Source organism: Microbulbifer sp. GL-2 (assembly GCF_007183175.1).
Lineage (GTDB): Bacteria > Pseudomonadota > Gammaproteobacteria > Pseudomonadales > Cellvibrionaceae > Microbulbifer.
Window position 1 is genome coordinate 800,833 of the sequence record NZ_AP019807.1, and the last position, 26,668, is coordinate 827,500.

Sequence of the window (26,668 nt, forward strand, 5' to 3'; positions counted from 1 at the left end):
TTCTCTCCGCGCCAAAAGGGCGCCTTTCAAAAAGCGGCACCTCCACCGGTTTTTAAGGCGGCTTCACTGAGGCTCCCCACTGATCCGACCGTGTATAAAGAGTTATTGAATGTCGCTAACGAACAGCAGCCCATCACTTCTCGAAGGCTCGGTACCTGGCCACCTTCAGCGGCTGGCCCTTCCCATGGTATGGGGCATTCTTGCCGTAATGTCCTTCAACATTGTGGACACTTATTTTGTCTCTCAGCTGGGCAGTGCGCCGCTGGCGGCTATGAGTTTTACATTTCCAGTGGTGATGATGATCAACAGCTTTGCCATTGGCCTTGGCGCCGGCACTTCATCAGCAGTGGCGAGGGCCTACGGTGCGGGTGAAGTGCAGGATGTACGCAGGCTGGTCACCGATACTTCGGTACTAGCATTACTGGTTTCTCTGGTTATCACGCTTGTCGGCCTGCTGACAATCCGCCCGCTATTTTCTCTGCTCGGCGCAAGTCCGGAGCTGCTACCACTAATTGCCGACTATATGGTGCCCTGGTATCTGGGCACTATCTTCGTGATAGTCCCCACTATCGCCATGTCCGCCCTGCGCGCCATAGGAAACAGCGCTCTGACCGGGCGCATTATGGTCGGTGTGGCAATATTTAATCTGATTCTCGATCCCATTCTGATCTTTGGGTTGTTCGGCTTCCCCCGACTGGAGTTACAGGGTGCGGCAATCGCCACAGTCATCGTGCGCGCCCTGAGTTTTTGTGCAGCCCTCTACTTCCTGATACGCCGTGAACACCTGATGGCCGCTCCCCAGTGGCACCTGGGCAGCCTGGTAGAATCCTGGCGCAAGGTGCTGGCAGTTGGCCTGCCCGCAGTACTAACCAATGTAATTATCCCCATGTCGGGTGGCGTTGTGGTGGCACTGGTTGCGGTGCACGGTGACGATGCCGTAGCCGGCCTCGGTGTAGCCCTGCGCATTGAGCCGGTGGCCTTGATTGTTTTCTACGCACTTTCGGCGGTGGTTGGGCCTTTTATGGGACAGAACGCCGGCGCCGGAAAAATTAACCGACTGCGGGAAACTGTTAGTGTGCTGGCACGTTTCTGCCTGATACTGGGCGGGGGCCTGGCAGTATTACTGTACTTCACCGGTGAGCCCATCGCCCGTCTGTTCAGCGAGTCGCCGGAGGTTATCGCCGTGGCTGTCGCCTACCTCAGTCTGGTACCGTTTAGCTATGCAGGCTACGGCTTTGTGATGTCTGCCAACGCCGCATTTAATGGCCTCGGGCGCCCCTTACCCGCCACCATGATTTCCTTCTTACGGGTACTCGGTGTCTACCTACCGATGGCTTGGCTGGGCAATCATCTGTGGGGCATGACCGGGCTGTTCATCGCCACCGCCGCCTCCAACCTGTTGCTGGGCGCTCTTTCCTGGTGGTGGCTGCGCCACGATACTCGGCAGCGCACCATCGAAGTGACCACCCCCGAGCAAGTTCCCGCCAGCTGAATAGCGGCCCCGGTTTATACCGGGGCCCGGCGCTTCCGCCGCCCTCGAATAGAAAACTACTTCTCAAAATTCTCCACCAAGAATTGAATGTCCGCCATCCCATGCCGCGTGCACATTACTTCCCCTTTTTATCAATAAATTCAGGTGGCCCCGGTATGGCCGACTGTAAATACAAATACCCAGCAAATGGGTGAGGGCGAACCGGCCAACTTCCACTCATGGACGGTATCTTATGAACGCAAAAAGACTTAAAAATATATGTAAAAAACTACTGCCCCCAACTCTCGTGTTAGCCCTGCTCCCTTCAAGCATGATGGCTTGTGCAGAAAGCAATTCGGAGATGGTTACTCCTCTTCTGGAAAGCTCCAAACAAAGCATTACAAAGAGCACTCCCTGGGTCCTGAATACCAATGATCAGCGCGCGCCCTATATTTTTGAAAATAACAGCAATCAAAGGGTATTGGTGAATGTACAAAGTATTGAGTCGGTAACTGTTAATGGCAAAGAATACACACGAGTATCTGCAACCGGTATCCCCGACTACGATATTGAGATTACCGAAAACCTATACGAGTGGCTGCTCAGCCGCCCCAAAGCCGCCACCGATTTTATAGATGGCAGCCCTAGTGCCGGGGTTGGCGATACCGTGATCTTCGGCCAGGATATCGGCTACCGCAGCAATTCCTCCTGTGGCGCAGATGCTGGTTACGGTTTTTGGCCACCCGGTCCTGTCTGCCCTGAAAATATTGCCCATGAAGGGCATTTTCCCGAAGCACCAGAGAAGTCTAATGAAAGCTGCGAATCCGGACTCGGGGCTCAAGGATACTGGGTCAACGGCACCTCCATTTACCAGTGGAGCGACGGCCAGACTGTACAAAGAAATTGGCATACTCTGGCCCCACTAGCAGAAGTTTACGATGTGGATATTTGTGGCGGACATGCGGCCCGCGGTGACTACCACCACCATTTTTATAGTGACTGCCTGGCAGAGCTGGTGGGCGATATGGGGGATAATCATTCGCCTATCTACGGTTTTACCGCCGATGGTTATGCCATTTACGGCCCCTGGCAAGCAGATGGCATATTGGCAAAAAGCAGTTGGGTCACCCGTGACTACGACGATCCCAGCTCGGTGAGTGGCTGTGGCTCTGTCGGTGAGCGGAACTGTTTACTGGTCGATGAATACGACCTGGCAAAAGGCTTTGAAATACTGCGTAATCCAGGTCCCAGTACCAGTGATACTTTTACCTCCCTGTCCGGTAATACCTTCATCACTTCTTCTGGGTTTTTCTACGAGGACTATTATTGGAATCCGGACCTGACCGCTCAGGGCGGTGCTTACCTGGACCAGTACAACGGACATAGTGACAGCGAGCGCGGCTACCACTACCACCTAACCGTGTCCTTAAATGACGATGCACAATTAACTCCCACCTTTCCCTATACATTCGGTCCACGCTTTTTCGGTAAGTTAGATGACCAGACCGTAGTAAATGTCTGTTCCGATGAGGTTGGTGGCGGATTACCGCCGGGGCCACCGCCACGCCCCTGAACCCACTCGGTAAGTCCAACCCACCACCCTGGCTATGCGGTGGGTCTCTGGCCGTATGAGCCAGCGGTCATTCCTGTAGAGTTTTTTACCACAGTGCACCAGCAAAGCCATCGGGAAAAATCAATGCAGTGGCCAGACACAGGGGGAATGGAAAGCTTTTTCAGCTGGACCCATTGCGACAGAGCCCCTGCTTAAAATCGTTTCACTCCACAATTCTGGTGTTGGCCCAAGCCTAAAAATGGAAATTTAATGTCCATATTTAATCCACTTTTCTGGAGTAGCTTGAAAGTGCCAGTCCTTTAATACCCCGGTGAATTATGAAAATAAAAGAATTGTTCAACCGCGATGGGCACTCCCTTCTATCCTATGCCCTCGCCCTCACACTGCTAACCGGCGTCCTGCAGGGTTGTGGAGGTGGAGGAAGCTCTTCCAGCGCTACGGACACCAACAGTGACGAAAGTAGCAGTGATACTGGTGACGACGGCGATTCTGGGGGTGACGGCTCTGAGGAAACTGGGGCCTGGATCGTAAATACCACCGGTGAGCGCGCTCCATATATCTATGAAGAAGATAGTAATGAGCAGGTCCTGGTCAACGTACAAAGCGTCGAATCGATAACAGTGGGTGGCAGGGACTATATGCGAGTGACCGCTACCGGCATCCCTGGCTACGAAATTATCATTACGGATAACATTCTTAATGCACTCCTTAGCCGCCCCAAAGTCAGCAGTGACTTTCTCAGTGGCAGCCCCACAGTTCAGGCCGGGGATATGATCAGTTTTGGCCAGGACATCGGCTACCGTAGCAACTCCTCTTGCGGCGCCGAAGCCGGCTTTGGCTTCTGGCCGCCAGGCCCTGTATGCCCGGAAAATATCTCTCATCAAGGCGACATCCCCAAATCCCCGGAGGCCGCCACCGAGGACTGTGAAACTGGCCTCGGCGTCCAGGGCTACTGGGTAAATGGTACTTCCATTTACCAATGGAGCGACGGCCAGTCTGTCAACAATACCTGGCACACCCTCGCGCCCTTTGCAGAGATCTACGACGTAGATGTCTGTGGTGGCCACGCCGCCAATGGCGATTACCACCACCACTTTTACAGCAATTGTCTGGCGGACCTGGTGGGCGACGAAGCCGACAGTCACTCGCCCATTTATGGTTACACCGCCGATGGCTATGCCATTCACGGTCCCTGGGAAGACGATGGCCAGCTGGCCCTGAGCAGTTGGGCGGTGCGCGACTACAACGATCCCAATTCGGAAACCGGCTGCAGCGCGGCAGGTGAGCGAAGCTGCCTATTGGTAGATGAATACGATATCAGCCAGGGTACACAGACCACCAATAATACCGGCCCTTCCACCAGCGGCAGCTATACCTCACTATCGAGAAATGAGTTCGACACCATTCCCGGTTTCTTTTACGAAGACTACTATTGGGATCCGGAGCTAACTGCACAGGGTGGAGCCTACCTGGATCAATACAACGGCCACAGCGATAACGAGCGGGGCTATCACTACCACCTGACCGTTACACTCAGTGATGACGCCAAATTAGTGCCCGCATTCCCCTTTACCTTCGGACCACGCTTTTACGGAAAACTGGACGACCAAACTATTGTGAGTCGGTGCTCCACTTCTATTGGCCGCTAACCTAAATCCTGGATCGGGAGCGAGCAGTTGATGAAAATACACAATTATTTAATCGTCGGGGCCCTGCTCTGGACCGTAGCTGGCACCCCCACTTTAGCCGCTCAACCCAACCCTCATACAGAGCACAGTGGCGACCGGCACCCAGTGGTGGAAATACCGATGTACACTGCAGCGCCGAGAATTGAGTTGGATATCAGCCGGGATACAATGTCCGGATTCAATTTACACATTAACTACGACCGCTTTGAGCTGGAATCACCACGATATGCCAATGATGTGCCGCAACAATTTCTTGAGGGACATGCACACCTTTATATCAATGGTAAAAAGGTTCAACGCCTCTATGCTGCGGATATGCATTTACCGGAAAAACTATTGCAGCCTGGCTTTAACCAAATCACCGTTACCCTGAATGCCCACGATCACAGTACCTGGAGCCGAGGCGGTAAGCGGATACTGGCAACCCTGTTTATTCAGCGCGACCGGAAGAATTTTATCCTGCATCGTTTTTCCACCTCCCCGATTTCCACTGGGAAGCACAATGAAAATCCGGCGCAGGCATTTGGGGTGGTCGGCACCGGTAATTGAGCCTTCACTCATCACTGGAAAATTTTTACTTACCCAAGTGGAGCAGGGGCAAGAAAATTGCTCCTGTGTTAACTGTAAGTGTACGCTTGTGTCACTCATAACCAGTACAGGTAAGGCCTTGGATAGGCGGAACAGGAGTGTCTGCTGCACTTATAGCTTTTAAGAAGAACCCAAAACGATATGTCCTTAAATATTCGTTACAAGCTCAGCCTGGCATTTTTGCTCACCACTGCAATTACCGTAGGTGGCATGTTTGTATTTTTCCAATGGAGCTTTAGCCACGGCTTTCTCGCCTATATGCGCGCACAGGAACTGCGCGATGTGGAGGACCTAGCCCAGGCACTCGAAGACTTTTATGTGCACAAAGGAAGCTGGCAGTCCCTGGAAGGCAATAGCCATGAGTGGCTGAATCTGCACAGGCAAACTATCTTGCGTCAACTTGGACAACTGCCACCACCACCGCCCCCCGGCAGACCGGGCAGACCTCCCAGGGGTATGGGTGCTGATGTCGACAGGCCCGGTATGCTCCCCCCCTCTGGTGACCGGCTCGGGCCTCGCCTGAGCCTGCTGGACAATGAAAAGCGACTGGTAATCGGTCGCCCAGCATCGGCGGATAAACTGCTCTACCAGCCTATTCTGGTGGAAGGTAAAACGATGGGCTATCTCACAATCAATCCCCCCGCTTCCCTGTCCAACAATTATGAACAGGGATTTATCCAACAACAGTCACGTACTTTTGCGCTGATCTCCATTGTCACCTTTGTCCTCGCCCTGGGTATTGCTCTCCCCCTGGCATGGCAACTGGTACGCCCTATCCGCCGCCTTGCCGAGGCTACCCACCGTCTCACTTCCGGCGATTACAGAAGCCGTATTGATATTGAGCGTAGCGATGAGCTGGGACAGTTGAGTGCTGATTTCAATAGGCTGGCAGCGACCCTGGAAGCCAATGAACACGCGCGAAGCCGCTGGATGGCAGATATATCCCACGAGTTGCGTACTCCATTAGCAGTGTTGAAAGGGCAGATTGAGGCATTGCAGGATGGCGTGCGCACTGCATCACCAAAAAACCTCGATATCCTGCACGATAAAATTCACCAGCTGAATCGCTTGATCAATGACCTCTACGAACTATCCCTATCCGATGTAGGAACCCTGAGATACAGCAAAGCCGAAATCCCCCTGGGCCCGCTGCTTAATAATGCGGTCAATGATTTCCTCAGTGCCTTTGAGCAAAAAAATATTGCACTGGTACTGACCAATAAACTTGCGGCAGACAATCTGATTTATGCAGACGAAGCACGCCTGCAGCAACTGTTTGGCAACCTCCTAACCAACAGCCTGCGCTATACCGATAGTGGTGGCCAACTGCGAATTTCCGCCCGCACGGAAGAGCAAACCATTATTATAACTTTTGAAGATTCTGTCCCAGGGGTCACCAGCGGAGATATCCCCCATCTGTTCGACCGTCTGTACCGCACCGACAGCTCTCGCAGCCGCGAGACCGGTGGCGCTGGCCTGGGACTGTCTATCTGTCAAAATATTGTCAAAGCTCACGAGGGTAGTATATCGGCCACCTCATCACCCCTGGGTGGCCTGAAAATCAGTATTTTTCTCCCCCTTACTCAGCGGATCAAATGGTAAAAATAATGACCGCAAAAATTCTCATTGTTGAAGATGAAACCGAACTGGCCAACTTGTTACTGGATTATCTACACGCCGCCGAATACCAGGCCAATATTCTTTCTGATGGCAATCAGGTGATCCCCTATGTCGATTCCCAGACACCAGATTTAATTTTGCTGGACCTAATGTTGCCCGGTAAAGGTGGGCTGGAAATCTGCAAGGAAATCCGCCTTAACAGCAGCGTACCCATTATTATGATGACCGCCAGAATCGAGGAAGCAGATCGCCTGCGCGGATTGGAAATTGGTGCCGACGATTACGTCTGCAAGCCCTACAGCCCCAGAGAGCTGGTGGCACGGGTCAAGGCGGTACTGCGCCGTACCTGCGCCACACAACAACAAGGACAGGATAATATCCAGCTGGAGCCCAAAACTGGACAATTGCGTATTGCTGGACGCGACGTTAGTTTGACCGCTCTGGAGTTTCACCTATTTGAGCTGCTCTACAGCGAGCCCGGCCGTATATTTTCCCGCGAGCAGATCATGGATCGGATTTACTCGGATTACCGGGTAATCAGTGACCGCACGATCGACAGCCACATTAAAAAAGTGCGTAAGAAAATTACCGCAGTACTGCCGGATAAGGAGCTTATCCACTCAGTGTATGGGGCAGGATATAAATTTGAGGTGCAGTAAATAAACACTTATTGAAAAATAACTGGGGTAGTACTGGCTGGGGGCCATGCCCCCAGCCGAAAAGTTACAGCGCCTCAGTTGCACCCTGCAACCACTGGGCAGTCTTTTCATTTACTATTGGCGTAATAACGTTACGCACACGCTGGTGATACCGGTTGAGCCAATTCAGTTCCTTTTCTGTCAGCAGCTCCACATCGATCAACTTCTGATCTATCGGTGCCAGTGTCAGCTCCTCGAATTCCAGGAAGCCAACATAATCCGCACTCTCTTTGACGAAAACCAGATTCTCTATGCGAATCCCATACTGGCCAGTAAGGTAAAAACCCGGCTCATTGGAAAGAATCATTCCCGCTTGCAATGCCACTCCAGTGGCTATCTTTCCGATTCGCTGAGGCCCCTCGTGCACACTGAGAAAGCTGCCTACCCCGTGGCCAGTCCCATGGGCATAATCCAAGCCCACCTCCCAAAGCGAGCGACGCGCGATGGCATCAATCTGCTCACCACAGGTTCCTCTCGGAAAACGCAGGGTGGCGATGGCAATATGCCCCTTGAGCACACGGGTAAAGTGTTCGCGCGCAGGCGCCGGGAATTCTCCCAGAGCCACAGTACGAGTGACATCGGTAGTGCCGTCCGGATACTGGGCACCAGAATCACACAGATAAATGCTTTCCGGTTTCATCGGCAGACTCGATTCTTCACTCACCCGGTAGTGCACGATGGCACCGTTGGGGCCGTAGCCGGAAATCGTTTCGAAACTGTTACCCCGGAACCCCTCACGCTCCTCACGCTTGCTGTACAACAGTTTCACCGCCGATAGCTCATCGAAACCACTTTGTACTGCATTAGGCAGCTCGCATAGGAACTCACACAGCGCAGCACCGTCACGCTCATGTGCAGCCTTCGAGCCGGCCAGTTCCACCGAGTTTTTACGCGCCTTAGCCTCGATCACCGGGTCGCGCTCCAGCAGCAACTGTAAATCCAGAGCGCGCAATTGCTGCAAAGTCCAGCAATTACTTATTGAGGTGTCCACCCAGATTTTGTTTACATGGCGACGGCGCAAGTCTTCAAACAACTGTCCTTTATCAGACACAAGAGTCACCTCACGATCAAGGTGTTCTACCAACCCCTCACCGATTGCCTCTGCAGCCAGGTACAGGGTGGCACTGCCATCGCGATACAGTACCGCATTGGCCAGGGCAACAGGCAGATGGGGAATATCGTCACCGCGGATATTAAATAGCCAGGCACAGCTTTCTGGATTGGGCAGCCACAGTGCGTCCACACGTTTCTCCGCCAGTAAATCGGCAATACGCTGGCGCTTTTCGCTGGAATGCTCCCCGGAAAATACAAAGGGGTGCGGGCGCGCAGTCCCACAAGGAGGCGCAGGGCGATCTTGCCAAACCACATCGATCGGATTCTGCTCCAGTGGTCGGAGGGTGATGTCCCGCTCAGCCAGACGCTTTTGCAGTAGAGCCAGGCCCGGCTCTGTGTGCAAGCGAGGATCATATCCAAGCGATTGACCTTCCCCTAACTGGTCACAAACCCAGCTGGCAATTGCCTGAATATCCAGGTTTTCCAGCTCAATGGGCTGCTCTCCCAACTGCTGCTCACCCTGCAACGTATAGCGCCCATCGACGAATAGGGCCGCCGCTTGCAGACCAACAACAGCCATGCCGGCAGACCCGGTAAAGCCCGTTATCCAGGACAGTCTCTCATCCGCGGCGGGCACATACTCATTTTGGTATTCATCGGCGCGGGGAATCAGAAAGGCCTCCACCCCTTGCCGCTTGAGTTCCCCGCGTAATGCCTGCAACCTATCCTGAGTCATAGATCCCCCTTAAATTACCGGGATTGCCACTGCCTGCGTATAGCTGGCTATCTTCCGCAATCCACCCAAATATTGGCTCGACTGAAAAGCCGATTCGATTCAAATAAATGTCCAGGAGAGCTTGTCCAGCTGGCAGCTCCGCCCATTGACACCTCATATTCGTTTATTTGACTTGCTTTCAAAGTCCAATTTCGCAGTATACCCCACCCTCGAGGCTAAACCGGCGTGTATCATGCAGACCTGTTTTTCTTCCGAGTGTCAAGTAATCGAGTCTTAAAGTATGGGCCAGAGTGCTTCCCTGGATGGCTTTGCCGGCTGCGGCACCTTCGCCATCATTTCCCACTCCTATAAATTCCTGCCTTTCATAGCCGGACAAGTTACAACAAAAAACTTGAAGTACTCTTACAAAGCCTTACTTTTCAAGCCTTCACCTGCGACAGTTTAAGTCACTCAAAACCAATCCCAGCCGCAAAAAATATGTACACACGGAGGTTGTCATGGCGTTATCTGATAATTGGCTGAAGGCCCATTCAGGGAAGAAGAGAGAAAAGTGATTCGAGAAGGCTGACCGCGACGGCCTTAGCATGCGCGTCACTCCCCAAGGGAAAATCACTTTCCAGCTCCGCTTTCGCTACGACGGCAAAGCGGCCCGTGTTGATCTTGGCTCCTCCCCATTAATGACCCTGAAGAACGCTCGGAGTGAGGGGCTGCACCTGAAAGAAAAGCTTGAACAGGACTATGACCCCAGGGTGGTTAAGAAGCTAGAAAAGCAGGCGATCCTAAACGCGGATTCTTTAGAGGAGCTTTTCCTGCTGTGGTATCACTCCTACTGTAAGGCAAACAAAAAGGGCCACCATGAAATCCTGCGCTCTTTTCAATTGTACGTGTTCCCAGCCGTTGGCCACCTACCTGCCGAAGAGGTCACTCTGCACGAGTGGCTGGCCCTGCTGGAAAAGCGGGCACAGGCTACCCCAGGTTTGCCGATCGCATCCTGACCAATGCCAAGCAAATGCTGAAGTGGGGCGTGCGGCGCAGGCTGATCACAAGTAACCCAATTGCCAATATCAACGCAACGGAAGACCTGCGCATCAAGAAAGGCATCGGCACCCGCCCCTGAGCCCGGACGAAATCGGCATGATGTGGCAGGCCCTGGAGCACTCACGTATGGCGCCGAAGAATAAGATCTTCCTCAAGCTGTGCCTGTTCTATGGTTGCCGCAATGGCGAGTTGCGCGTAAGCGAGAAAGAGCACTTCAATTTCGAAAAGTGAATCTGGACAGTGCCGCCGGCCAACCACAAGATGGGCAAGTCGACCAAGAAGCCCCTGCTGCGCCCCATCACTCCCAAGATTGAGCCCCTGCTGAAAGAGGCTTTTATGCTGAGCGGTGAAGGTAAGCACTTGTTCAACAATAGCGGGAGCGATAAGCCTATGGGCCAGGGTGCCCCGCTGGCACTACCATACAACCTGATGCAGTGGCTACTCCGGCACAGAGACTATGGGATGAAACACTGGTCGGTCCACGACTTGCGCAAGACAGCAAGGACAAACTTTTCTGAACTGACCGAGCCTCATATCGCTGAGATTATGCTTGGGCATAAACTGCCAGGCCAATGGCAGGTCTATGACCACTATGACTATCTGAAAGAGCAAACGGAAGCCTATACAAAGTGGTGGGTAAAGCTCAATAAATTCACAGATCATCGACAAAAAGTTGTGGATAGACCCCTCAAAAAAGCATCATAAAAAGTTTATTCAATCAAAGAAGATCATGGCGTCAAGTGATCTACCAACATGGCCTATTTTATTATTTATATGAATGGACAAATTTATGTATTTAACAACTTTATTGATTTCAGGACTTATGATTACTGGCGAAAATTTGTGTGTGTGGGGGGGGTAGGGGGGTAGGGGGGGTAGGGAAGATACTTCGATAGTTACACCTCCCCAAGTAGCGCATGTTGATAAAATGTCAGAGAATCACATCTACCACAGCTATGAGTCTTTGAAATTTATTTCTAGGCAAATCAGGGAAAGCAACACCTTAGGCGAACTTGATAACGATATTGTTGCACTAAAAACAGAAGAGTCCGAACGAAAAACAAATGATTTCTACAAGAAAAAATGCAGTAGTTTTATATATTATCCGGTAAGTGATGTGAAAGATTCGGTAAGGTATTGGTTTGCTGAGCTAGATTAACTTGAAGCTTTTAAAGCTATGCAAAGTAAAGAAGCTCTAAGAAATTTTCCAGTTGACGCTCTCAATTCACTACAAACTGTAAATGGAACTAGAATTGTAACAACCACAGTTGAAAGTGTAATTAATGGCAGCCCCGAAGAATGGCTGGAGAACCAGAAATCAATATGTGTTATGACACTTACTAGATGAGAAGGAGATATTAAATAAAAATTAAAAACTATGTATTTTTTTGCTCCTTTTAACACCAATTTACACTCAAGCCGCGTCCACTGCAGCAGTTGCAATCCACCAGTACCAGAATTCGATGTGACCGGTGGTAGCGTACAGAAACCTTTACCACCCCTTCTACAATCAGCTCCTTACCTTCCCAGATTAGAGTGAAGAAAGCTTCATACCAGAACACTCAAACACTGTGTATATACACAGTATTTGCTACCTTAATCCTTGCATGTTGTTTGGCATTGATTTTGGCCACTTCCAGCTTTCCTGGCTAAGTTTCAAAGATCCCTTTTAATTAGTACGAACACATAACGTCTAAAGCAGTGAGCGCACTCCAGTGCCTTCGGTGCCTTTATTTGTTATAGGGGCCACACTACAGAGGTTATCTATACAACTTGCCTCTGCGTCACATATGGGCACCATAGCGTCTTTACGGCATTGCAGTTTCCAATTAACGCACAAGGATAAAAGTGCTTTCCCTGCCATATCTCTTGGTAACGCGGATAATTTTTTTTTGAGATAGAGTAGTTACACTCATACGGGTCGTAACTCGTATAGACAAGCCTGCAATCGTATTTCGTATGACACTGCTGCTCATGCTGAGGCAATTCTTTGACCACACTAATCTCGCCTTGCAGTAGGGAAGACGATGAGATCAGGTACACAAGCGGTACGACCAAACTAATAACACCTAATATGAGAATGTTCTTCGACACCTTTAAGCCCTATAATGCCTTGCTAAGAGGTTGACGCCACAACGTGGCGGCAGTCCTGCGAAGGGTCAAAGGCCCGGAGTGTACTTGAGCACCTTGTTAAGGCGACAAGGAACCTGGCGCCGGCTTCAGTACCCGTTATACTTTGCCACAAGAAACTAGGCATCTGGCGCTTCATCATAAGAAGTAATTATCGTTGCTTTAGAAGCAATACTACACTTTGGAGAGTCGTGATTTTCAGTTTTTATAATTTTAGTAATACGGAGATTTATGTCTCTCGGCGGTGAGGATAGCCCAAAAGTATAGATCCCATTATTTGTGACTTCTGCTATTAGCTCGACATATAGAAGCTTCCTAAAACCTGACTTCTCTTTTTGGTACATAGAGTTAATATCGAGATCGCTACTGTCATCTAAGCCGTATACATCACCTCCACAGTGATAAAACCCGACCCACTCTTCATCGTAAACTAAATAGCCTTTGAAACTACTCTGATCTGTTGCCTTTGCAATTACAGACCAACTAAGCATCAGCATACAGAGGAAGACTTTATTCATTATTTGCCTTAACGCCGTGATATGCGGCGGACCGCGCGCAGTGTGGGCCGTCCGGTGGAGCCCCAAAGGGGCGGAACTAACATCATCACCTTGTTATGTGCCATTTTCGCTAAGCTGATTACGAACAACCATCAATGCAAAACCAAGAAGGTTTAATCCTCTCCATTCATTAGGGTTCTGACATCTATCATCATCTTCTGCCAAACCTATTCCCCAAATCCTATCTACCGGGCTCGCTTCGACAAGAATTCTATCACCAGTATTCAGAAGAAATTCTTTGAGCGTTTCATCACTCTTAAACTTGGCGAAATTCGCACGAACAACAATATCAAAGCGTTCTTTGTCCCATATATCCTGATCGAATCCAGCTACTTTACGACCTACTGCTTTTGCTGCTCCTGGTTCTTTGACTTCAAGAAGTTCTGCAGCTGCAGAATTATCCCCAAACAACCGTGCTTTTTCATACATCATGAAATGCTCTGCCGTAAGAAACTCATTGCCTTCTGAGCTGAATGGAGAATCGTACCACTGACTGAAACAAGAGTTCGATACGCCGCTTTTAAGTTTCCTATGTCCCCAAAAGAAAACGTATTTAACCCTATTTCCATCATGAAGGTAGTTGATAAGCTCTTCTGTATTCTCGATATTCACGTCTTATCCGATCTGTTGCTTTTTGGCGCAGTAGTGGTAGGACAGCCGGTTACCCTAACTGCCCCCACGCAGATCCGGACGTGCGGAACTACCGCATCCGGCTCTTCAATAATATATTCGCTCGTGTAAAGCACGAACCCTAATACCAGTCCACAAGTATACTGCGTTTGTATACCGACAGTGGCTTTAGCCCAAAATATCCCAGCATTTCCTTTAGACTATTCCAGTTATAACTCTTGCGCTGACTTCGCCGATTGAGCCATTTGTGTATGCTGTGTAGAACATAGCTGTACAAACGGGACAAGCTTCGACTGTTGTCTGGCAGACCGAAGTAGTTCTGGAACCCTTGTAGCTTGTGCTTCAGGGTGGGCAACCATTCTCTCAGGCGCTCACTGCGCTTGGCTTTGATCCAGTGATAGAGCGTTTCCATTGTGTCCTTCTGTTTCTTTACGGCAGTCCGGCGCCTGAGCCTGGGACGTTTGTTGACATCCAGGCTCCAGTAGAACTCAAAACCCAGAAACTGGAACTGCCGTTTTCGGCCCGGATGGAAGCGGCTAAAGCGCTTCAGGTGCGTTTTCTCGGGGGCTAACTGCAGGCCAAACTTGTTCAGCCGTTGCGGTAGTACCCGGTAAAAGCGCTCTGCATCCGTTTTCAATTGGAAAGCCACTACATAATCATCGGCGTACCGGATTAGCATGGCTCTGCCACGCATACGCGGCTTAACCTTCTTCTCGAACCACAAATCCAGGACGTAGTGCAGATAGATGTTCGCCAGTACCGGACTGATCACGCCACCTTGCGGGGTGCCTGCTGCCGCTTTACTGAACTTACCATCTGGAGTTTGCACGCGCACCTTAAGCCACTGTTTAACCAGTGTCAGCAGGGCTTTGTCATCAATACGAAGGGCTAGCATTCGCAGTAGCCAGCCGTGATCCAGCTGATCAAAGAAACCTTTAATATCAGCTTCAACGATGTAGCCGTAGCCTTTGAATTGAAGATTTAAGCCAAGGCTGTGTACGGCTTGGTGGGCACTTTTCCTGGGACGGTAGCCGTAGCTAAAGGGCAGAAAATCCTGCTCCCAGATACTTTGCAGTAGCTGCGCTACGCTCTGCTGCACCAGTTTGTCTTCCACCGTAGGCAGCCCCAGTGGGCGCTGCTTGCCGTTGCCTTTGGGAATCAATACCCGCTTAATCGCCTGAGTACGGTAGCGTTTGTCACACAGCCGCTGATGTAGGCATTGGATATTTTGCGGCAGACTTTGCCGGTAAACTTCGGTTGTTACTCCATCGATACCGGGGCGGGCCTGCTTGTTAAGTTGGCCCCAGCTTTGATACAGCAGGTTGGAATTTAGCAGTCCGTATAAATTCTGAAACCTGTGTCTGGGGTGGCTCTGTGCTTTAAATGCGATGGCGTGCAAGGCGGTTGTCATAGTGTCTCCAGCCCTACTTTGTCCGGACTATGTTTCTGTTGCACACCGATATTACTGTCAGCCCCTTCGCCATGTAAGCGGCTTTCCCGCTCTCGGACTACTATGAGCTGATCCGACTTCCGAGTGGTCTTCGTTGGTTTCACCATTAGGCTTAACGTCCCTACCTGTTCCTTCAGGAACCTGCTCGGATCTCTCAAGTTCTCAATACTTCTCTTTCTACATGCCACGGCTTGATAACCCCGCCGATCCGCAACAACCTTACCATTGCGGTTGCATTGCCTGGACTTCGATGACGTTACACATCTTGTCAATCGGAGCTCACTTTATTATCGGAGCGATACCAGCACTTCAGGATCACGATAATCCCTATGGCCTATAGAATTCTCTGTGTACGCTTCACATAGTTTGTTCACAGTAAAAAAAATTATTTATTTTTTTTCCTTCTGCTCCGCCCTACGCGCAACACTCGATACGGGTGGATGGTTAGGCCTTACCCGACAGGGACTTTCACCCTGCAAGAAGCATCAAGCTTAGCTTGACATACTAACGCCGCAAGCAAAGGCGCGCATTAGCGCGTCCAGCCCGAAGGGCGATTTTGTCTTGGATTGTTATGTTTTTATGGCACTTAAATACCATTCCGGCTGCTCCCAGTCTGTATCCTCCTCCATTCGATAGTCAAATGGTCTAGGATGCCTATGGTGTTCGATAATATATTGAAGATGCTGATGTGCAATTTCAGGGTCGTATACCATCCATACCAGTCTGCGAGTTTTATTCCAAGTTTCTCTAACTAGGAATAATGCATTTCCGCCGGCCTTAATCTCTTGGTCTAGTTGATCACAGAAAGGGTCGACTATCGCCCGCTCTTCTTCCGATGGCATACCATTATCAATCAATTCTTCAAAGTCGATAATGACAGACAAATGCCAGCGAAAGACATCTTTATGCTCAAAGCCAAGTAAGCCAGAATTAACTGCTGCGATACAAGGAAGGTCGTCCTGCTTGTACTCGATAAGGGTATAGCTTTCTTCAGGAAGAACTACTCGAACTTCATTTTCCTTTAGGCCCTCGCCCTTCTTTTTCCCGAATAGTTTGCCTAGCACTCGATCCCTCCTGAAACATAACAGTTTATTAAAGAGCCAGCGGCTCACTATCCATTTGGCCACTATTTCTGACGTGAGCCCTTCAAGCTATGTAAAAAATCTCTTATTTACAGTAGGTTATAAATTTCGGTTAAAATAATAACCTGAGATAGTGAGCCATCGGCTCAAGTCGCCTGGTTCAACTTCACGCTCTTGAACACATTTTACCCATAATTAAATCAATAAGTTAGGGGGGACTTTCTGTGGATGTCAGCCATGGCTCTATAATTTGGGCCTTCGCATCGGTGATACGCCCACTCAACTACTGCAAACAACGGCCAGTATTACCCACTCAGAATCGCCAGTGATTTATGCCAATGCTACCGTTGCTCAAGCCGCACAATTTTTAGGTGGGTAAATCGAGATACTAACCCCTTCCCAAGGCCACGCATAAAGGCATCTGGTAGTCATAACCTTTGGGCTATCAATGATGCTGGGAAGTGGGAGGTGGGAGGTGGGAGGATCAAGTTTCACACCTAGAAGCTGCCTAGATGCTCTTCATCTCATCCTTAGCGATTGCAGCCACCTCATCGCCTTCGCTAAGGATTGCCCCTTTGATTAAGAGTCGATGTTGAATCTTATTTTGTATTCGCCGGTAAACACATTTTGAACCAATACATCAGAACTGCACTTAGATGAGGGAGTTGCCCCTATTGAGAACTGATAATAGCCATTCATTTGGATAACTGACCAATTGAACCTACATGATTGATAAGTTAATACCCCAGCATCCGCCACACCGTTAGTTATCGAGGTGTGGAAAGTCGAGCTGTTTGCTGCTGCTGGGCTTGGAAATAATGGAGAAATAATACCGGTTGAATTTGTTCCATTAATGAGCACATTATCAGAAGAAGTATTATTTTTGAGTTCTATGCTTGTTGATAATGTAGATGCCAATGCCGATACAGAGTGCGCTACAGATACAAGTAATGCTGCTGTAAGAAAAAATTTTCGTTTAACTTCCATTTCATTGCTCCTTGAAAATGACGTGTAAAGACTTTCAGCAAGTCCACAGCCATTTCAACTCGCCGTGTCACCAAAAGTCAATATTGTCATATCAATACAAGATATGAAGTACACAAACTAATCAGTGGAGCTAAGCCTGGCATGTTGGAGTGGATCGACTCCAGCAACAGCACATGTACACAACCAAGAGCCTACCCTTCTATTCTATTGGCATCGACCAATCTGACTAGATAGTATTAATTGGTCACCTACCAGGAGCAAAACCAAAGGCCAATTTGGTATAATGCGCTCTTTCGGATTCGGCCTTGGAGTGTATTTCTATATGTGTACACAGGGGCGTACACAGATAAGGTTAAATCTTAGTGTCTAACGATTTTTCTCAACAATATCAACGACGTAGAACTTTCGCTATCATTTCCCACCCGGACGCCGGTAAAACAACTGTGACCGAAAAGTTGCTTTTGTTCGGAAACGCAATCCAGCTTGCCGGCTCCGTTAAGGGCAAAAAGGGGCCTCACGCACGCTCCGACTGGATGACCATGGAGCAGGAGAGGGGTATCTCTGTCACCTCCTCAGTTATGCAGTTCCCCTACAAAGAACGCGTGGTCAACCTGCTGGATACCCCGGGGCACGAAGACTTCTCTGAGGACACCTATCGTGTACTCACCGCAGTCGACTCTGCCCTGATGGTGATTGACGGCGCCAAAGGTGTCGAAGATCGCACGATCAAACTGATGAACGTATGCCGACTGCGTACCACCCCAATCCTGTCATTTATCAACAAGCTCGACCGGGATATCCGCGATCCCATCGAAGTGATGGATGAAATTGAAGAAGTCTTGAATATCCAGGCTGCACCGATCAATTGGCCACTCAGCTCCGGTAAAGACTTTAAAGGGGTGTACAACCTCTACACTGATACGATTCACGTATTTACTCAGGGCCAGGGGCACACAATCCCGGAAGATATCCAGATTAAAGGCCTCAACTCCGCTGAAGCTGGTGAGCTTCTGGGGGAGTATGCCGAGGATATCCGCGAAGAAATCGAGCTGGTGCGCGGTGCCACTCATGAATTCGATTTGGAAGCCTACCGCGCCGGTGAGCTGACCCCGGTATTTTTCGGTACCGCCCTCGGCAACTTCGGTGTGCGTGAAATGCTCGACGGGTTTGTCGAGTGGGCACCAGGCCCCCAGTCCCGTGCAACCCAGGATCGCCAGGTAGAGCCGGACGAAGAAAAATTTTCCGGCTTTGTATTTAAAATCCAGGCCAATATGGATCCCAAGCACAGAGACCGTATCGCCTTTATGCGCCTCTGCTCAGGCACCTACAACCGCGGCATGAAAATGAAACATGTGCGTATTGGCAAGGATGTAAAAATTGCCGATGCCGTGACTTTCATGGCCGGTGACCGCACCCATGTCGAAGAGGCTATCGCCGGAGATATTATCGGCCTGCATAACCACGGCACTATCCAGATCGGCGATACCTTTAGCGAGGGAGAAGCTCTTAAATTTACTGGTATTCCAAATTTTGCACCGGAATTGTTCCGCCGAATTCGCCTGAAAGACCCGCTGAAACTGAAGCAGCTGCAAAAAGGCTTACAGCAGCTCTCCGAAGAGGGCTCAACCCAGGTGTTTTTCCCGCTGGATAATAACGACATTATTGTCGGCGCCGTTGGTGTGCTCCAGTTTGAGGTAGTCGCCTACCGCCTCAAAGATGAATACAAAGTGGAAGCCATTTACGAAAATGTGAATGTGAATACTGCCCGCTGGGTGGACAGCGAAAACATCAAGGAGCTGGAGAATTTCAAGCGTAAAGCCAGCACCAACCTCGCAATAGATGGCAGTGGGCACCTCACATACCTGGCTCCGACCCGGGTGAATTTACAATTGGCTGAGGAACGTTATCCAGATATTCACTTCTATGCCACCCGTGAGCATTAATTTATGCGGGCCCCTCCTGGGAGTAATGAGTCACTCCCAGGACGTTTGAGCAGTAGACTGAGAGAGTAATAATGAGTCAGCAGAAAGAATTACCGACTGAGATGCCTCGACTTGGCAACAGCCTCACAGCTGCTATTGGAAGGCTGCTGATCAGGCTTATGGGCTGGCAGCTGGAGGGCACCTTTCCGCCAGAGAAAAAGGTGATGGTAGCCCTGGCTCCACATACGTCCAATTGGGATTTTGTTGTGGCCATGCCTTTTATCATGGCATACCAGGTAAAAATCTCCTGGCTGATGAAAAGAGAAGCCTTTTTCTTCCCCTTTAAAGGCCTGTTCATGTGGCTCGGCGGCGTACCCACTAACCGTGGCTCCGCCAGTGGTATCGCCAAACAGGTGGCCGTACAGTACCGCGACAATGAAAAAATGTGGGTAGGTATTACACCGGAAGGGACCCGCAGGAAAGTTACCAAGTGGAAAAGTGGCTTCCTGCGTATCGCTTACGCTGCCGACGTACCCATATTGCTTGCTGCCTGGGATTTCTCACGCAGGCGATTCTGCCTGGACTCTCTCTACCATCCCACTGGTAATCTGGAAGAGGACATGCGAGAAATCCAATATCGTTTTAGTAAATACCAGGGCTTCCACCACACAGTGCAAACCGGCAACTTGGAGGGCAACGAATCCTCCCGTGATAGAATTCAGTAGTGATATAACCTCTACCACGCTCCTGATATTAACCGCAGTGGCCTTTGCTGCCGGTTTTATCAACGCCATTTCAGGGGGGGGAGGCCTGATTACCCTACCCGCGCTTTTATGGGCGGGTCTCCCCCCACTGGATGCCCTCGGCACCAATAAATTCCAAGCCGTATTCGGCACCCTTTCATCCAGCTTAAATTACTTCCATAAAGGGCACCTACAACTGCAACCCCTTTGGACTGGCTTGATTGCAGCGTTAGCTGGCTCTGCTGTAGGTACCTGGACGATCACTAAACTAGGCGCTGAGTCACTGGAAACCCTGCTGCCAATATTGATTATCACAATCGCTCTTTATTTCGCCTTCTCACCGAGAATCTCCGATATCGACTCCGAGCCCAGGATGCGCCAAGGTTCCTTCAACCTAATTGTCGGGAGTGTGGTGGGCTTTTACGGTGGTTTCTTCGGGCCTGGTATTGGCTCCATTTTCGCAACGGCATTCACCGCTCTTCTCGGCTACAACATGCGCAAAGCCACAGCATCTACCAAGCCATTGGTGTTGGCCACGAATACCATATCCCTGGTCATCTTTATTGCCAGCGGCCACTTGGCCCTGATTTTGGGCATCACCATGGCGATTGCCCAGGTAATTGGTGCGCGCCTCGGGTCCAACCTGGTGATCTCCCATGGCGCCAAGCTGGTTAAACCTGTAGTTATTTTCGCTACTATTGCTGTGGCGATAAAATTACTTATGGAGCCGTAGAAAAGTGACTCTGCTTATCACCCTGCTGCTGTCTTTCTGTGCTTTTGTCATAGTTATTTGGACTTTTATGCATCTGCGCACCCCGCGCTTTCGTATGGACAGGAGCAGCTTTATCAAAGGCCTGGAGGATGCCATTACCGGCCAGGCCAGTGAGAGCGAGTGGCGCGCACTGGTAGCCATCCCAATGCGCCACGATCCAGAGCTGGAAAAAATGCGCCTTAAATGCCTCGAAATAGAAGAACATGAGTCCTGCGATAGTCCTCCTTATCTATTTACCGAGGCCGGGCTGGAACAACTGCGGCAGCTTCGTAGCAAGTTACTCTTCAATTCACCAGATAAACAATCAAAATCTTGAGTCAATGAGTGTTAATCAAGGATAAACGCATGTTTAAACCACTGTTATCCCTTACCGGGGGTCTTATAGCAACCATGGCAATCGGGATCGCCCAGGCAAAGCCACTGCCTCAGGAAGATCTTTCAGTTGCTGAAGTACTGCGCGACCGCGCCCTGGAATCCTCGGATGCTTACAGTATTGTGGAGTCCCTGACAGTGGAGGTGGGACCTCGCCGCGCCGGCACCGAAGGTGATCGTCGTGCAGTAGCCTGGGCCCAGGAAAAAATGAAAAGTTTAGGCTTTGACCGGGTGTATACCGAACAGATCGATGTGCCCCGCTGGGCGCGTGGCCACGCCCACGCAAAGGTTGTTTCACCCTATCCACAACCCCTGGTTGTCAGCTCCCTGGGTTACAGTGTCGCCACTCCCGAGGCTGGCCTCACTGCCGAGATTGTGGAATTTTCCGATGTAGAGGCGCTGCAAAAAGCATCGCCAAAGCAAGTCAAAGGCAAAATCGTTTTTATAAATAAGCGTATGGAAAAAGCTCGCACCGGTGAAGGCTATGGCCCTGTAGTACAGGGACGCAGCCGTGGCATGCGCGCCGCTTCAGAGAAAGGTGCAGCAGCACTACTCCTGCGCTCAGTCGGCACAGATTCAGACCGCTTTGCCCACACAGGCATGATGTCTATCGATAATATCAAAAACCCGGTTCCGGCCCTGGCACTCTCCGCCCCGGACGCTAACCTGCTCGAAGCAATGCTCAAGCGCGGTAAGCCAGTAGAAGTGAAGCTCGATGTGGATAATGAACGCCTCGCTGACGGCCCTTCCTTCAACGTAATTGGAGAGATTACCGGTCGCGAGAAACCTGAAGAAATCATGATTATCGGCGCCCATCTGGACTCTTGGGACGAAGCCACTGGTGCCCTCGATGATGGTGCCGGCGTCGCCATTGTGATGGAAACTGCGCGCCTGATTGCCGAACTGCCCAAACGTCCACGCCGTACCCTGCGTGTGGTTCTATTTGGCGCAGAAGAAATCGGCTTAGTCGGTGCAAAGCAATATGTCGATGCCCATCAACATGAGCTGGATAATATCATCGCTGTTTCTGAATCCGATTTCGGAGCGGGGAAAATCTGGCGTTTTGATACCCGCTTACCGGAAAGTAAATTCGATATTGCGGACCAGATGATGCAGCTGTTATCGCCACTGGGGATCGAGCGAGGTAATAACCAATCTTATGGCGGCCCGGATAGCAGCGTATTCGTCGCCCAGGGTGTACCGGCTTTTGGCCTGTATCAGGACGGCACTGACTATTTCGACTACCACCATACCCCCAACGATACCCTGGACAAGGTCGATCCCGAGAACCTACGCCAGAATGTCGCAGCCTGGGTCGTGATGTCATTCCTTGCCACCGAAATGGAAGGAGACTTCGGACGTGTACCTACAAAGTCCGAGTAATCAATTAACTAGCTGACTATTTAAAAAGCCCCTACGAGTGGGGCTTTTTTCCCAGCGTCCCCCCTGAAGACTTCCGTACCAACCCCGCTTTTACCCACAGTTCCCAAAGCCGCTTATTGTTTATAACCGATAACAGGTTCATGACGAGGCTGTTACTAACAGAATCCATGGATAGACCTGTGCATAACTCAGGGATATCCACTTCCAGGCCCCATTTCCCGTGGGGACCGTTTTACCGTGTAAAAAAACACCACCGATTCTGGGGGATTTCCACAAGTCTGCCGTTATTAACAGAATGCTTGGATAGACTTGTGCATAACTCTGGTATATCCGCTCCCGGCCTTACAGTTGTGTGACATCGGCCAAGCGCACAAAAAATCACCGATGCTTTATCAGTATTTTTTTCATTGGAATTTCTTTTTTTGCGGTAGAGGTTTTTTTGTTATTCGAAGTATTTATTTTGAGAATCCTACGAGTAGTGCGGTAAAACTATTCAGATAAACTCAGTGGTGGGAGGACAGATATTAATAAATAGCAGCTGTTATTTATTTTCGTGGTAAAGGTGTGTGGGAAAAAGCCTTTATTAAAAGCGCCAGAGGTTTTCTTGGATTTTTCTGAGCGTGTATTTTTCTTATTGGATTTTCCAGCCAGATTTTTGGCTATTTTTTCTGGCGATAAATTCCAACCCAGGATCCAATTCTAATCTCTCTAGCTTTTCTGTTTTTATTATTAATTTATTTAACCGATATTTTTTATTTTTTATTTTATTAAATATTTTTTCACGCATAAAAAAAGGGCCACCCAACTGGGTGGCCCTTTCGGATTAGAAGCCTGACGATGACCTACTCTCACATGGGGAAACCCCACACTACCATCGGCGATGTTGCGTTTCACTTCTGAGTTCGGCAAGGGATCAGGTGGTTCCACAACTCTATGGTCGTCAGGCAAACTGGCTTGGGTTGGCGTTGGTCTTATAAGCAATTTTGCTTGGCCTGCCGCGTTATCGCTGTTTGCCTCGGTCATATGACCGGCGATAACCCCAAATAAGTCGGTAAAACAATCTGTAGTAATACACCGCAAGTCGATCAATTGTGTGTCTCTAACTCACAATCCGCTAGCTTGCGCTAGTCGTTAGTAACCATCTCTGTTGTATGGTCAAGCCGCACGGGCAATTAGTACTGGTTAGCTCAACGCCTCACAACGCTTCCACACCCAGCCTATCAACGTGGTAGTCTTCCACGGCCCTTTAGGGGAATCAAGTTCCCAGGGAGATCTTATCTTGAAGGAGGCTTCCCGCTTAGATGCTTTCAGCGGTTATCCCGTCCGAACATAGCTACCCGGCAATGCCACTGGCGTGACAACCGGAACACCAGAGGTTCGTTCACTCCGGTCCTCTCGTACTAGGAGCAACTCTTCTCAAATCTCCAACGCCCACGGCAGATAGGGACCGAACTGTCTCACGACGTTCTAAACCCAGCTCGCGTACCACTTTAAATGGCGAACAGCCATACCCTTGGGACCGGCTTCAGCCCCAGGATGTGATGAGCCGACATCGAGGTGCCAAACACCGCCGTCGATGTGAACTCTTGGGCGGTATCAGCCTGTTATCCCCGGAGTACCTTTTATCCGTTGAGCGATGGCCCTTCCATACAGAACCACCGGATCACTATGACCTACTTTCGTACCTGCTCGACATGTCTGTCTCGCAGTCAAGCGCACTTATACCATTATGCTCATTGCATGATTTCCGACCATGCTGAGTGCACCTTCGTACTCCTCCGTTACTCTTTGGGAGGAGACCGCCCCAGTCAAACTACCCACCATACACTGTCCTCGATCCGGATAACGGACCAGAGTTAGAACCTCAAACATACCAGGGTGGTATTTCAAGGACGGCTCCACAATAACTAGCGTTAATGCTTCAAAGCCTCCCACCTATCCTACACAAATAGGCTCAAAGTTCAGTGCAAAGCTGTAGTAAAGGTTCACGGGGTCTTTCCGTCTAGCCGCGGGTACACTGCATCTTAACAGCGATTTCAATTTCACTGAGTCTCTGGTGGAGACAGCGTGGCCATCGTTACGCCATTCGTGCAGGTCGGAACTTACCCGACAAGGAATTTCGCTACCTTAGGACCGTTATAGTTACGGCCGCCGTTTACCGGGGCTTCGATCAAGAGCTTCGCCGAAGCTAACCCCATCAATTAACCTTCCGGCACCGGGCAGGCGTCACACCGTATACGTCCTCTTACGAGTTTGCACAGTGCTATGTTTTTAATAAACAGTCGCAGCCACCTGGTCACTTCGACCGGCCTCAGCTTAGGGAGCAAGTCCCATCACCAAAACCGGCGTACCTTCTCCCGAAGTTACGGTACCATTTTGCCTAGTTCCTTCACCAGAGTTCTCTCAAGCGCCTTGGTATTCTCTACCTGACCACCTGTGTCGGTTTAGAGTACGGTTCACTATTGCCTGAAGCTTAGAAGTTTTTCCTGGAAGCATGGCATCAACCACTTCACTCACCGAGGTGAGCTTCGTCATCAATTCTCAGCCTTAGGGACCCGGATTTGCCTAAGTCCCCAGCCTACAACCTTAAACATGGACAACCAATCGCCATGCTGGCCTAGCCTTCTCCGTCACTCCGTCGCAGCAATAGCGAGTACAGGAATATTAACCTGTTTTCCATCGACTACGGCTTTCGCCCTCGCCTTAGGGGCCGACTAACCCTGTCCCGATTAGCGTTGGACAGGAACCCTTGGTCTTCCGGCGGGGAGGTTTTTCACCTCCCTTATCGTTACTCATGTCAGCATTCGCACTTGTGATACCTCCAGCAGACCTCCCGATCCACCTTCAACGGCTTACACAACGCTCCTCTACCATGCTAATAAATTAGCATCCGCAGCTTCGGTTACCAGTTTAGCCCCGGTATATCTTCCGCGCAGGCCGACTCGACTAGTGAGCTATTACGCTTTCTTTAAAGGATGGCTGCTTCTAAGCCAACCTCCTAGCTGTCTGGGCCTTCCCACATCGTTTCCCACTTAACTGGTATTTGGGACCTTAGCTGGCGGTCTGGGTTGTTTCCCTTTCCACGACGGACGTTAGCACCCGCCGTGTGTCTCCCGCGATTGCACTCCTCGGTATTCGGAGTTTGCATGGGGTTGGTAAGTCGGGATGACCCCCTAGCCCAAACAGTGCTCTACCCCCGAGGGTGAGACGCGAGGCGCTACCTAAATAGCTTTCGAGGAGAACCAGCTATCTCCCGGCTTGATTAGCCTTTCACTCCGATCCACAGGTCATCCCCTAATTTTTCAACATTAGTGGGTTCGGTCCTCCAGTTGATGTTACTCAACCTTCAACCTGCCCATGGATAGATCGCCGGGTTTCGGGTCTATTGCCTGCAACTAAACGCCCTATTAAGACTCGATTTCTCTACGGCTCCCCTAAGCGGTTAACCTTGCTACAGACAATAAGTCGCTGACCCATTATACAAAAGGTACGCAGTCACCCCGAAGGGCTCCTACTGCTTGTACGTATACGGTTTCAGGATCTATTTCACTCCCCTCTCCGGGGTTCTTTTCGCCTTTCCCTCACGGTACTGGTTCACTATCGGTCAGCTGGGAGTATTTAGCCTTGGAGGATGGTCCCCCCATGTTCAGTCAAGATAACACGTGTCCCGACCTACTCGATTTCACTCTAAATGCCTTTTCGTGTACGGGGCTATCACCCTGTATCGCGGTACTTTCCAGAACCTTCCACTAAAACATAAAGAGCTTAAGGGCTAATCCCCGTTCGCTCGCCGCTACTAAGGGAATCTCTATTGATTTCTTTTCCTCCGGGTACTTAGATGTTTCAGTTCCCCGGGTTCGCCTCCATAACCTATGTATTCAGTTATGGATACTCCTAAAAGGAGTGGGTTTCCCCATTCGGACATTCTAGGATCAAAGCTTGTGTGCCAGCTCCCCTAGACTTTTCGCAGGCTCCTACGTCCTTCATCGCCTCCAGCTGCCAAGGCATCCACCGTATACGCTTAGTCGCTTGACCATACAACACAAACGACTACTAACGACTTTGCATTTGAATGCGACCAAGCATTCAAACACCGGATTGTGTGCTTGAGAGACACACATATAATATTGATGTTGAGTATCGTTACTACTCAACCTCGCCTTGCAGTGTATTAC

General features: G+C 50.2%; 21 protein-coding genes and 2 rRNA genes. 14 read left to right on the forward strand and 9 right to left on the reverse strand.

From position 1 onward, the window contains the following. The first annotated feature begins 109 nt into the window (after positions 1–109). From GL2_RS03585 to GL2_RS03610, 6 genes are all read left to right on the forward strand, one after another. Positions 110–1,492: an MATE family efflux transporter gene (locus tag GL2_RS03585; RefSeq protein ID WP_143729342.1), complete on the forward strand. Its 1,383-nt coding sequence runs from the start codon at positions 110–112 to the stop codon at positions 1,490–1,492. A 232-nt stretch (positions 1,493–1,724) separates the two neighbouring features. Further along, positions 1,725–3,044, forward strand: coding sequence for a YHYH protein (locus tag GL2_RS03590; protein WP_143729343.1), 1,320 nt, complete (start codon positions 1,725–1,727; stop codon positions 3,042–3,044). A gap of 317 nt (positions 3,045–3,361) precedes the next feature. Continuing rightward, complete coding sequence (locus GL2_RS03595; RefSeq protein WP_143729344.1) at positions 3,362–4,693, forward strand: YHYH protein; 1,332 nt, start codon at positions 3,362–3,364, stop codon at positions 4,691–4,693. A 30-nt stretch (positions 4,694–4,723) separates the two neighbouring features. Further along, positions 4,724–5,281, forward strand: a complete 558-nt coding sequence (locus GL2_RS03600; RefSeq protein WP_143729345.1) for a hypothetical protein — start codon at positions 4,724–4,726, stop codon at positions 5,279–5,281. 180 nt (positions 5,282–5,461) lie between these two features. After that, the gene (locus tag GL2_RS03605; RefSeq protein WP_143729346.1) at positions 5,462–6,922 is read left to right on the forward strand and encodes an ATP-binding protein; all 1,461 of its coding nucleotides are present in this window, start codon (positions 5,462–5,464) and stop codon (positions 6,920–6,922) included. Positions 6,923–6,927: 5 nt separating this feature from the next. Further along, positions 6,928–7,599, forward strand: coding sequence for a response regulator (locus tag GL2_RS03610; protein ID WP_143729347.1), 672 nt, complete (start codon positions 6,928–6,930; stop codon positions 7,597–7,599). 64 nt (positions 7,600–7,663) lie between these two features. Here the strand turns inward: GL2_RS03610 and GL2_RS03615 are convergent, their stop codons facing one another. After that, complete coding sequence (locus GL2_RS03615) at positions 7,664–9,427, reverse strand: aminopeptidase P family protein (protein WP_143729348.1); 1,764 nt, start codon at positions 9,425–9,427, stop codon at positions 7,664–7,666. A 584-nt stretch (positions 9,428–10,011) separates the two neighbouring features. Here GL2_RS03615 and GL2_RS21655 point away from each other — a divergent pair. The 3 genes from GL2_RS21655 (at position 10,012) to GL2_RS21660 (ending at position 11,170) form a co-directional block, all read left to right on the forward strand. Further along, positions 10,012–10,422, forward strand: coding sequence for an integrase arm-type DNA-binding domain-containing protein (locus tag GL2_RS21655; protein ID WP_197736520.1), 411 nt, complete (start codon positions 10,012–10,014; stop codon positions 10,420–10,422). Between the two features lie 139 nt (positions 10,423–10,561). Next, on the forward strand, positions 10,562–10,696 hold the full coding sequence (locus tag GL2_RS22100; RefSeq protein ID WP_255505800.1) for a hypothetical protein: 135 nt from the start codon (positions 10,562–10,564) through the stop codon (positions 10,694–10,696). A gap of 30 nt (positions 10,697–10,726) precedes the next feature. Next, positions 10,727–11,170, forward strand: a complete 444-nt coding sequence (locus tag GL2_RS21660; RefSeq protein WP_197736521.1) for a hypothetical protein — start codon at positions 10,727–10,729, stop codon at positions 11,168–11,170. A 1,544-nt stretch (positions 11,171–12,714) separates the two neighbouring features. Here the strand turns inward: GL2_RS21660 and GL2_RS03625 are convergent. From GL2_RS03625 to GL2_RS03650, 5 genes are all read right to left on the reverse strand, one after another. Beyond that, complete coding sequence (locus tag GL2_RS03625) at positions 12,715–13,113, reverse strand: hypothetical protein (RefSeq protein ID WP_143729349.1); 399 nt, start codon at positions 13,111–13,113, stop codon at positions 12,715–12,717. A 93-nt stretch (positions 13,114–13,206) separates the two neighbouring features. Further along, the gene (locus GL2_RS03630) at positions 13,207–13,764 is read right to left on the reverse strand and encodes an NADAR family protein (RefSeq protein ID WP_172621044.1); all 558 of its coding nucleotides are present in this window, start codon (positions 13,762–13,764) and stop codon (positions 13,207–13,209) included. Between the two features lie 139 nt (positions 13,765–13,903). After that, on the reverse strand, positions 13,904–15,193 hold the full coding sequence (ltrA, locus tag GL2_RS03635; RefSeq protein ID WP_143729350.1) for a group II intron reverse transcriptase/maturase: 1,290 nt from the start codon (positions 15,191–15,193) through the stop codon (positions 13,904–13,906). Between the two features lie 608 nt (positions 15,194–15,801). Next, positions 15,802–16,296, reverse strand: a complete 495-nt coding sequence (locus GL2_RS03640) for a DUF695 domain-containing protein (RefSeq protein ID WP_143729351.1) — start codon at positions 16,294–16,296, stop codon at positions 15,802–15,804. A 597-nt stretch (positions 16,297–16,893) separates the two neighbouring features. Next, positions 16,894–17,301: a hypothetical protein gene (locus tag GL2_RS03650; RefSeq protein ID WP_143729352.1), complete on the reverse strand. Its 408-nt coding sequence runs from the start codon at positions 17,299–17,301 to the stop codon at positions 16,894–16,896. Positions 17,302–17,663: 362 nt separating this feature from the next. On the opposite strand from GL2_RS03650, the gene GL2_RS03655 reads away from it, so the two are divergent. From GL2_RS03655 to GL2_RS03675, 5 genes are all read left to right on the forward strand, one after another. Continuing rightward, positions 17,664–19,244, forward strand: coding sequence for a peptide chain release factor 3 (locus GL2_RS03655; protein ID WP_370452103.1), 1,581 nt, complete (start codon positions 17,664–17,666; stop codon positions 19,242–19,244). Positions 19,245–19,315: 71 nt separating this feature from the next. Further along, positions 19,316–19,948, forward strand: a complete 633-nt coding sequence (locus tag GL2_RS03660) for a 1-acyl-sn-glycerol-3-phosphate acyltransferase (protein ID WP_143729354.1) — start codon at positions 19,316–19,318, stop codon at positions 19,946–19,948. After that, positions 19,932–20,699 carry a TSUP family transporter gene (locus GL2_RS03665; protein WP_143729355.1) on the forward strand — a complete coding sequence of 256 codons (768 nt, stop codon included), beginning with the start codon at positions 19,932–19,934 and terminating at the stop codon, positions 20,697–20,699. The genes GL2_RS03660 and GL2_RS03665 overlap by 17 nt, the downstream gene beginning before the upstream one ends. A 4-nt stretch (positions 20,700–20,703) precedes the next feature. Beyond that, positions 20,704–21,054, forward strand: a complete 351-nt coding sequence (locus GL2_RS03670) for a hypothetical protein (RefSeq protein ID WP_143729356.1) — start codon at positions 20,704–20,706, stop codon at positions 21,052–21,054. 29 nt (positions 21,055–21,083) lie between these two features. After that, the gene (locus tag GL2_RS03675; protein WP_143729357.1) at positions 21,084–22,493 is read left to right on the forward strand and encodes a M20/M25/M40 family metallo-hydrolase; all 1,410 of its coding nucleotides are present in this window, start codon (positions 21,084–21,086) and stop codon (positions 22,491–22,493) included. Between the two features lie 631 nt (positions 22,494–23,124). Here GL2_RS03675 and GL2_RS21410 read toward each other — a convergent pair. From GL2_RS21410 to GL2_RS03685, 3 genes are all read right to left on the reverse strand, one after another. Continuing rightward, entirely contained in the window at positions 23,125–23,280 is a 156-nt protein-coding gene (locus tag GL2_RS21410; protein ID WP_172621045.1) for a hypothetical protein, read from the reverse strand. 42 nt (positions 23,281–23,322) lie between these two features. Then, positions 23,323–23,438: ribosomal RNA gene (gene rrf / locus GL2_RS03680) — 5S ribosomal RNA — on the reverse strand. 206 nt (positions 23,439–23,644) lie between these two features. Then, positions 23,645–26,528: ribosomal RNA gene (locus GL2_RS03685) — 23S ribosomal RNA — on the reverse strand. Positions 26,529–26,668 lie beyond the last annotated feature (140 nt).

Coding starts and splice junctions, on each gene's coding strand:
- GL2_RS03585 (WP_143729342.1), top strand. CDS start 110: ATGTCGCTAACGAACAGCAGCCCATCACTTCTCGAAGGCTCGGTACCT.
- GL2_RS03590 (WP_143729343.1), top strand. CDS start 1,725: ATGAACGCAAAAAGACTTAAAAATATATGTAAAAAACTACTGCCCCCA.
- GL2_RS03595 (WP_143729344.1), top strand. CDS start 3,362: ATGAAAATAAAAGAATTGTTCAACCGCGATGGGCACTCCCTTCTATCC.
- GL2_RS03600 (WP_143729345.1), top strand. CDS start 4,724: ATGAAAATACACAATTATTTAATCGTCGGGGCCCTGCTCTGGACCGTA.
- GL2_RS03605 (WP_143729346.1), top strand. CDS start 5,462: ATGTCCTTAAATATTCGTTACAAGCTCAGCCTGGCATTTTTGCTCACC.
- GL2_RS03610 (WP_143729347.1), top strand. CDS start 6,928: ATGACCGCAAAAATTCTCATTGTTGAAGATGAAACCGAACTGGCCAAC.
- GL2_RS03615 (WP_143729348.1), bottom strand. CDS start 9,427: ATGACTCAGGATAGGTTGCAGGCATTACGCGGGGAACTCAAGCGGCAA.
- GL2_RS21655 (WP_197736520.1), top strand. CDS start 10,012: ATGCGCGTCACTCCCCAAGGGAAAATCACTTTCCAGCTCCGCTTTCGC.
- GL2_RS22100 (WP_255505800.1), top strand. CDS start 10,562: ATGATGTGGCAGGCCCTGGAGCACTCACGTATGGCGCCGAAGAATAAG.
- GL2_RS21660 (WP_197736521.1), top strand. CDS start 10,727: ATGGGCAAGTCGACCAAGAAGCCCCTGCTGCGCCCCATCACTCCCAAG.
- GL2_RS03625 (WP_143729349.1), bottom strand. CDS start 13,113: ATGAATAAAGTCTTCCTCTGTATGCTGATGCTTAGTTGGTCTGTAATT.
- ltrA (WP_143729350.1), bottom strand. CDS start 15,193: ATGACAACCGCCTTGCACGCCATCGCATTTAAAGCACAGAGCCACCCC.
- GL2_RS03650 (WP_143729352.1), bottom strand. CDS start 17,301: ATGGAAGTTAAACGAAAATTTTTTCTTACAGCAGCATTACTTGTATCT.
- GL2_RS03660 (WP_143729354.1), top strand. CDS start 19,316: ATGAGTCAGCAGAAAGAATTACCGACTGAGATGCCTCGACTTGGCAAC.
- GL2_RS03675 (WP_143729357.1), top strand. CDS start 21,084: ATGTTTAAACCACTGTTATCCCTTACCGGGGGTCTTATAGCAACCATG.
- GL2_RS21410 (WP_172621045.1), bottom strand. CDS start 23,280: ATGCGTGAAAAAATATTTAATAAAATAAAAAATAAAAAATATCGGTTA.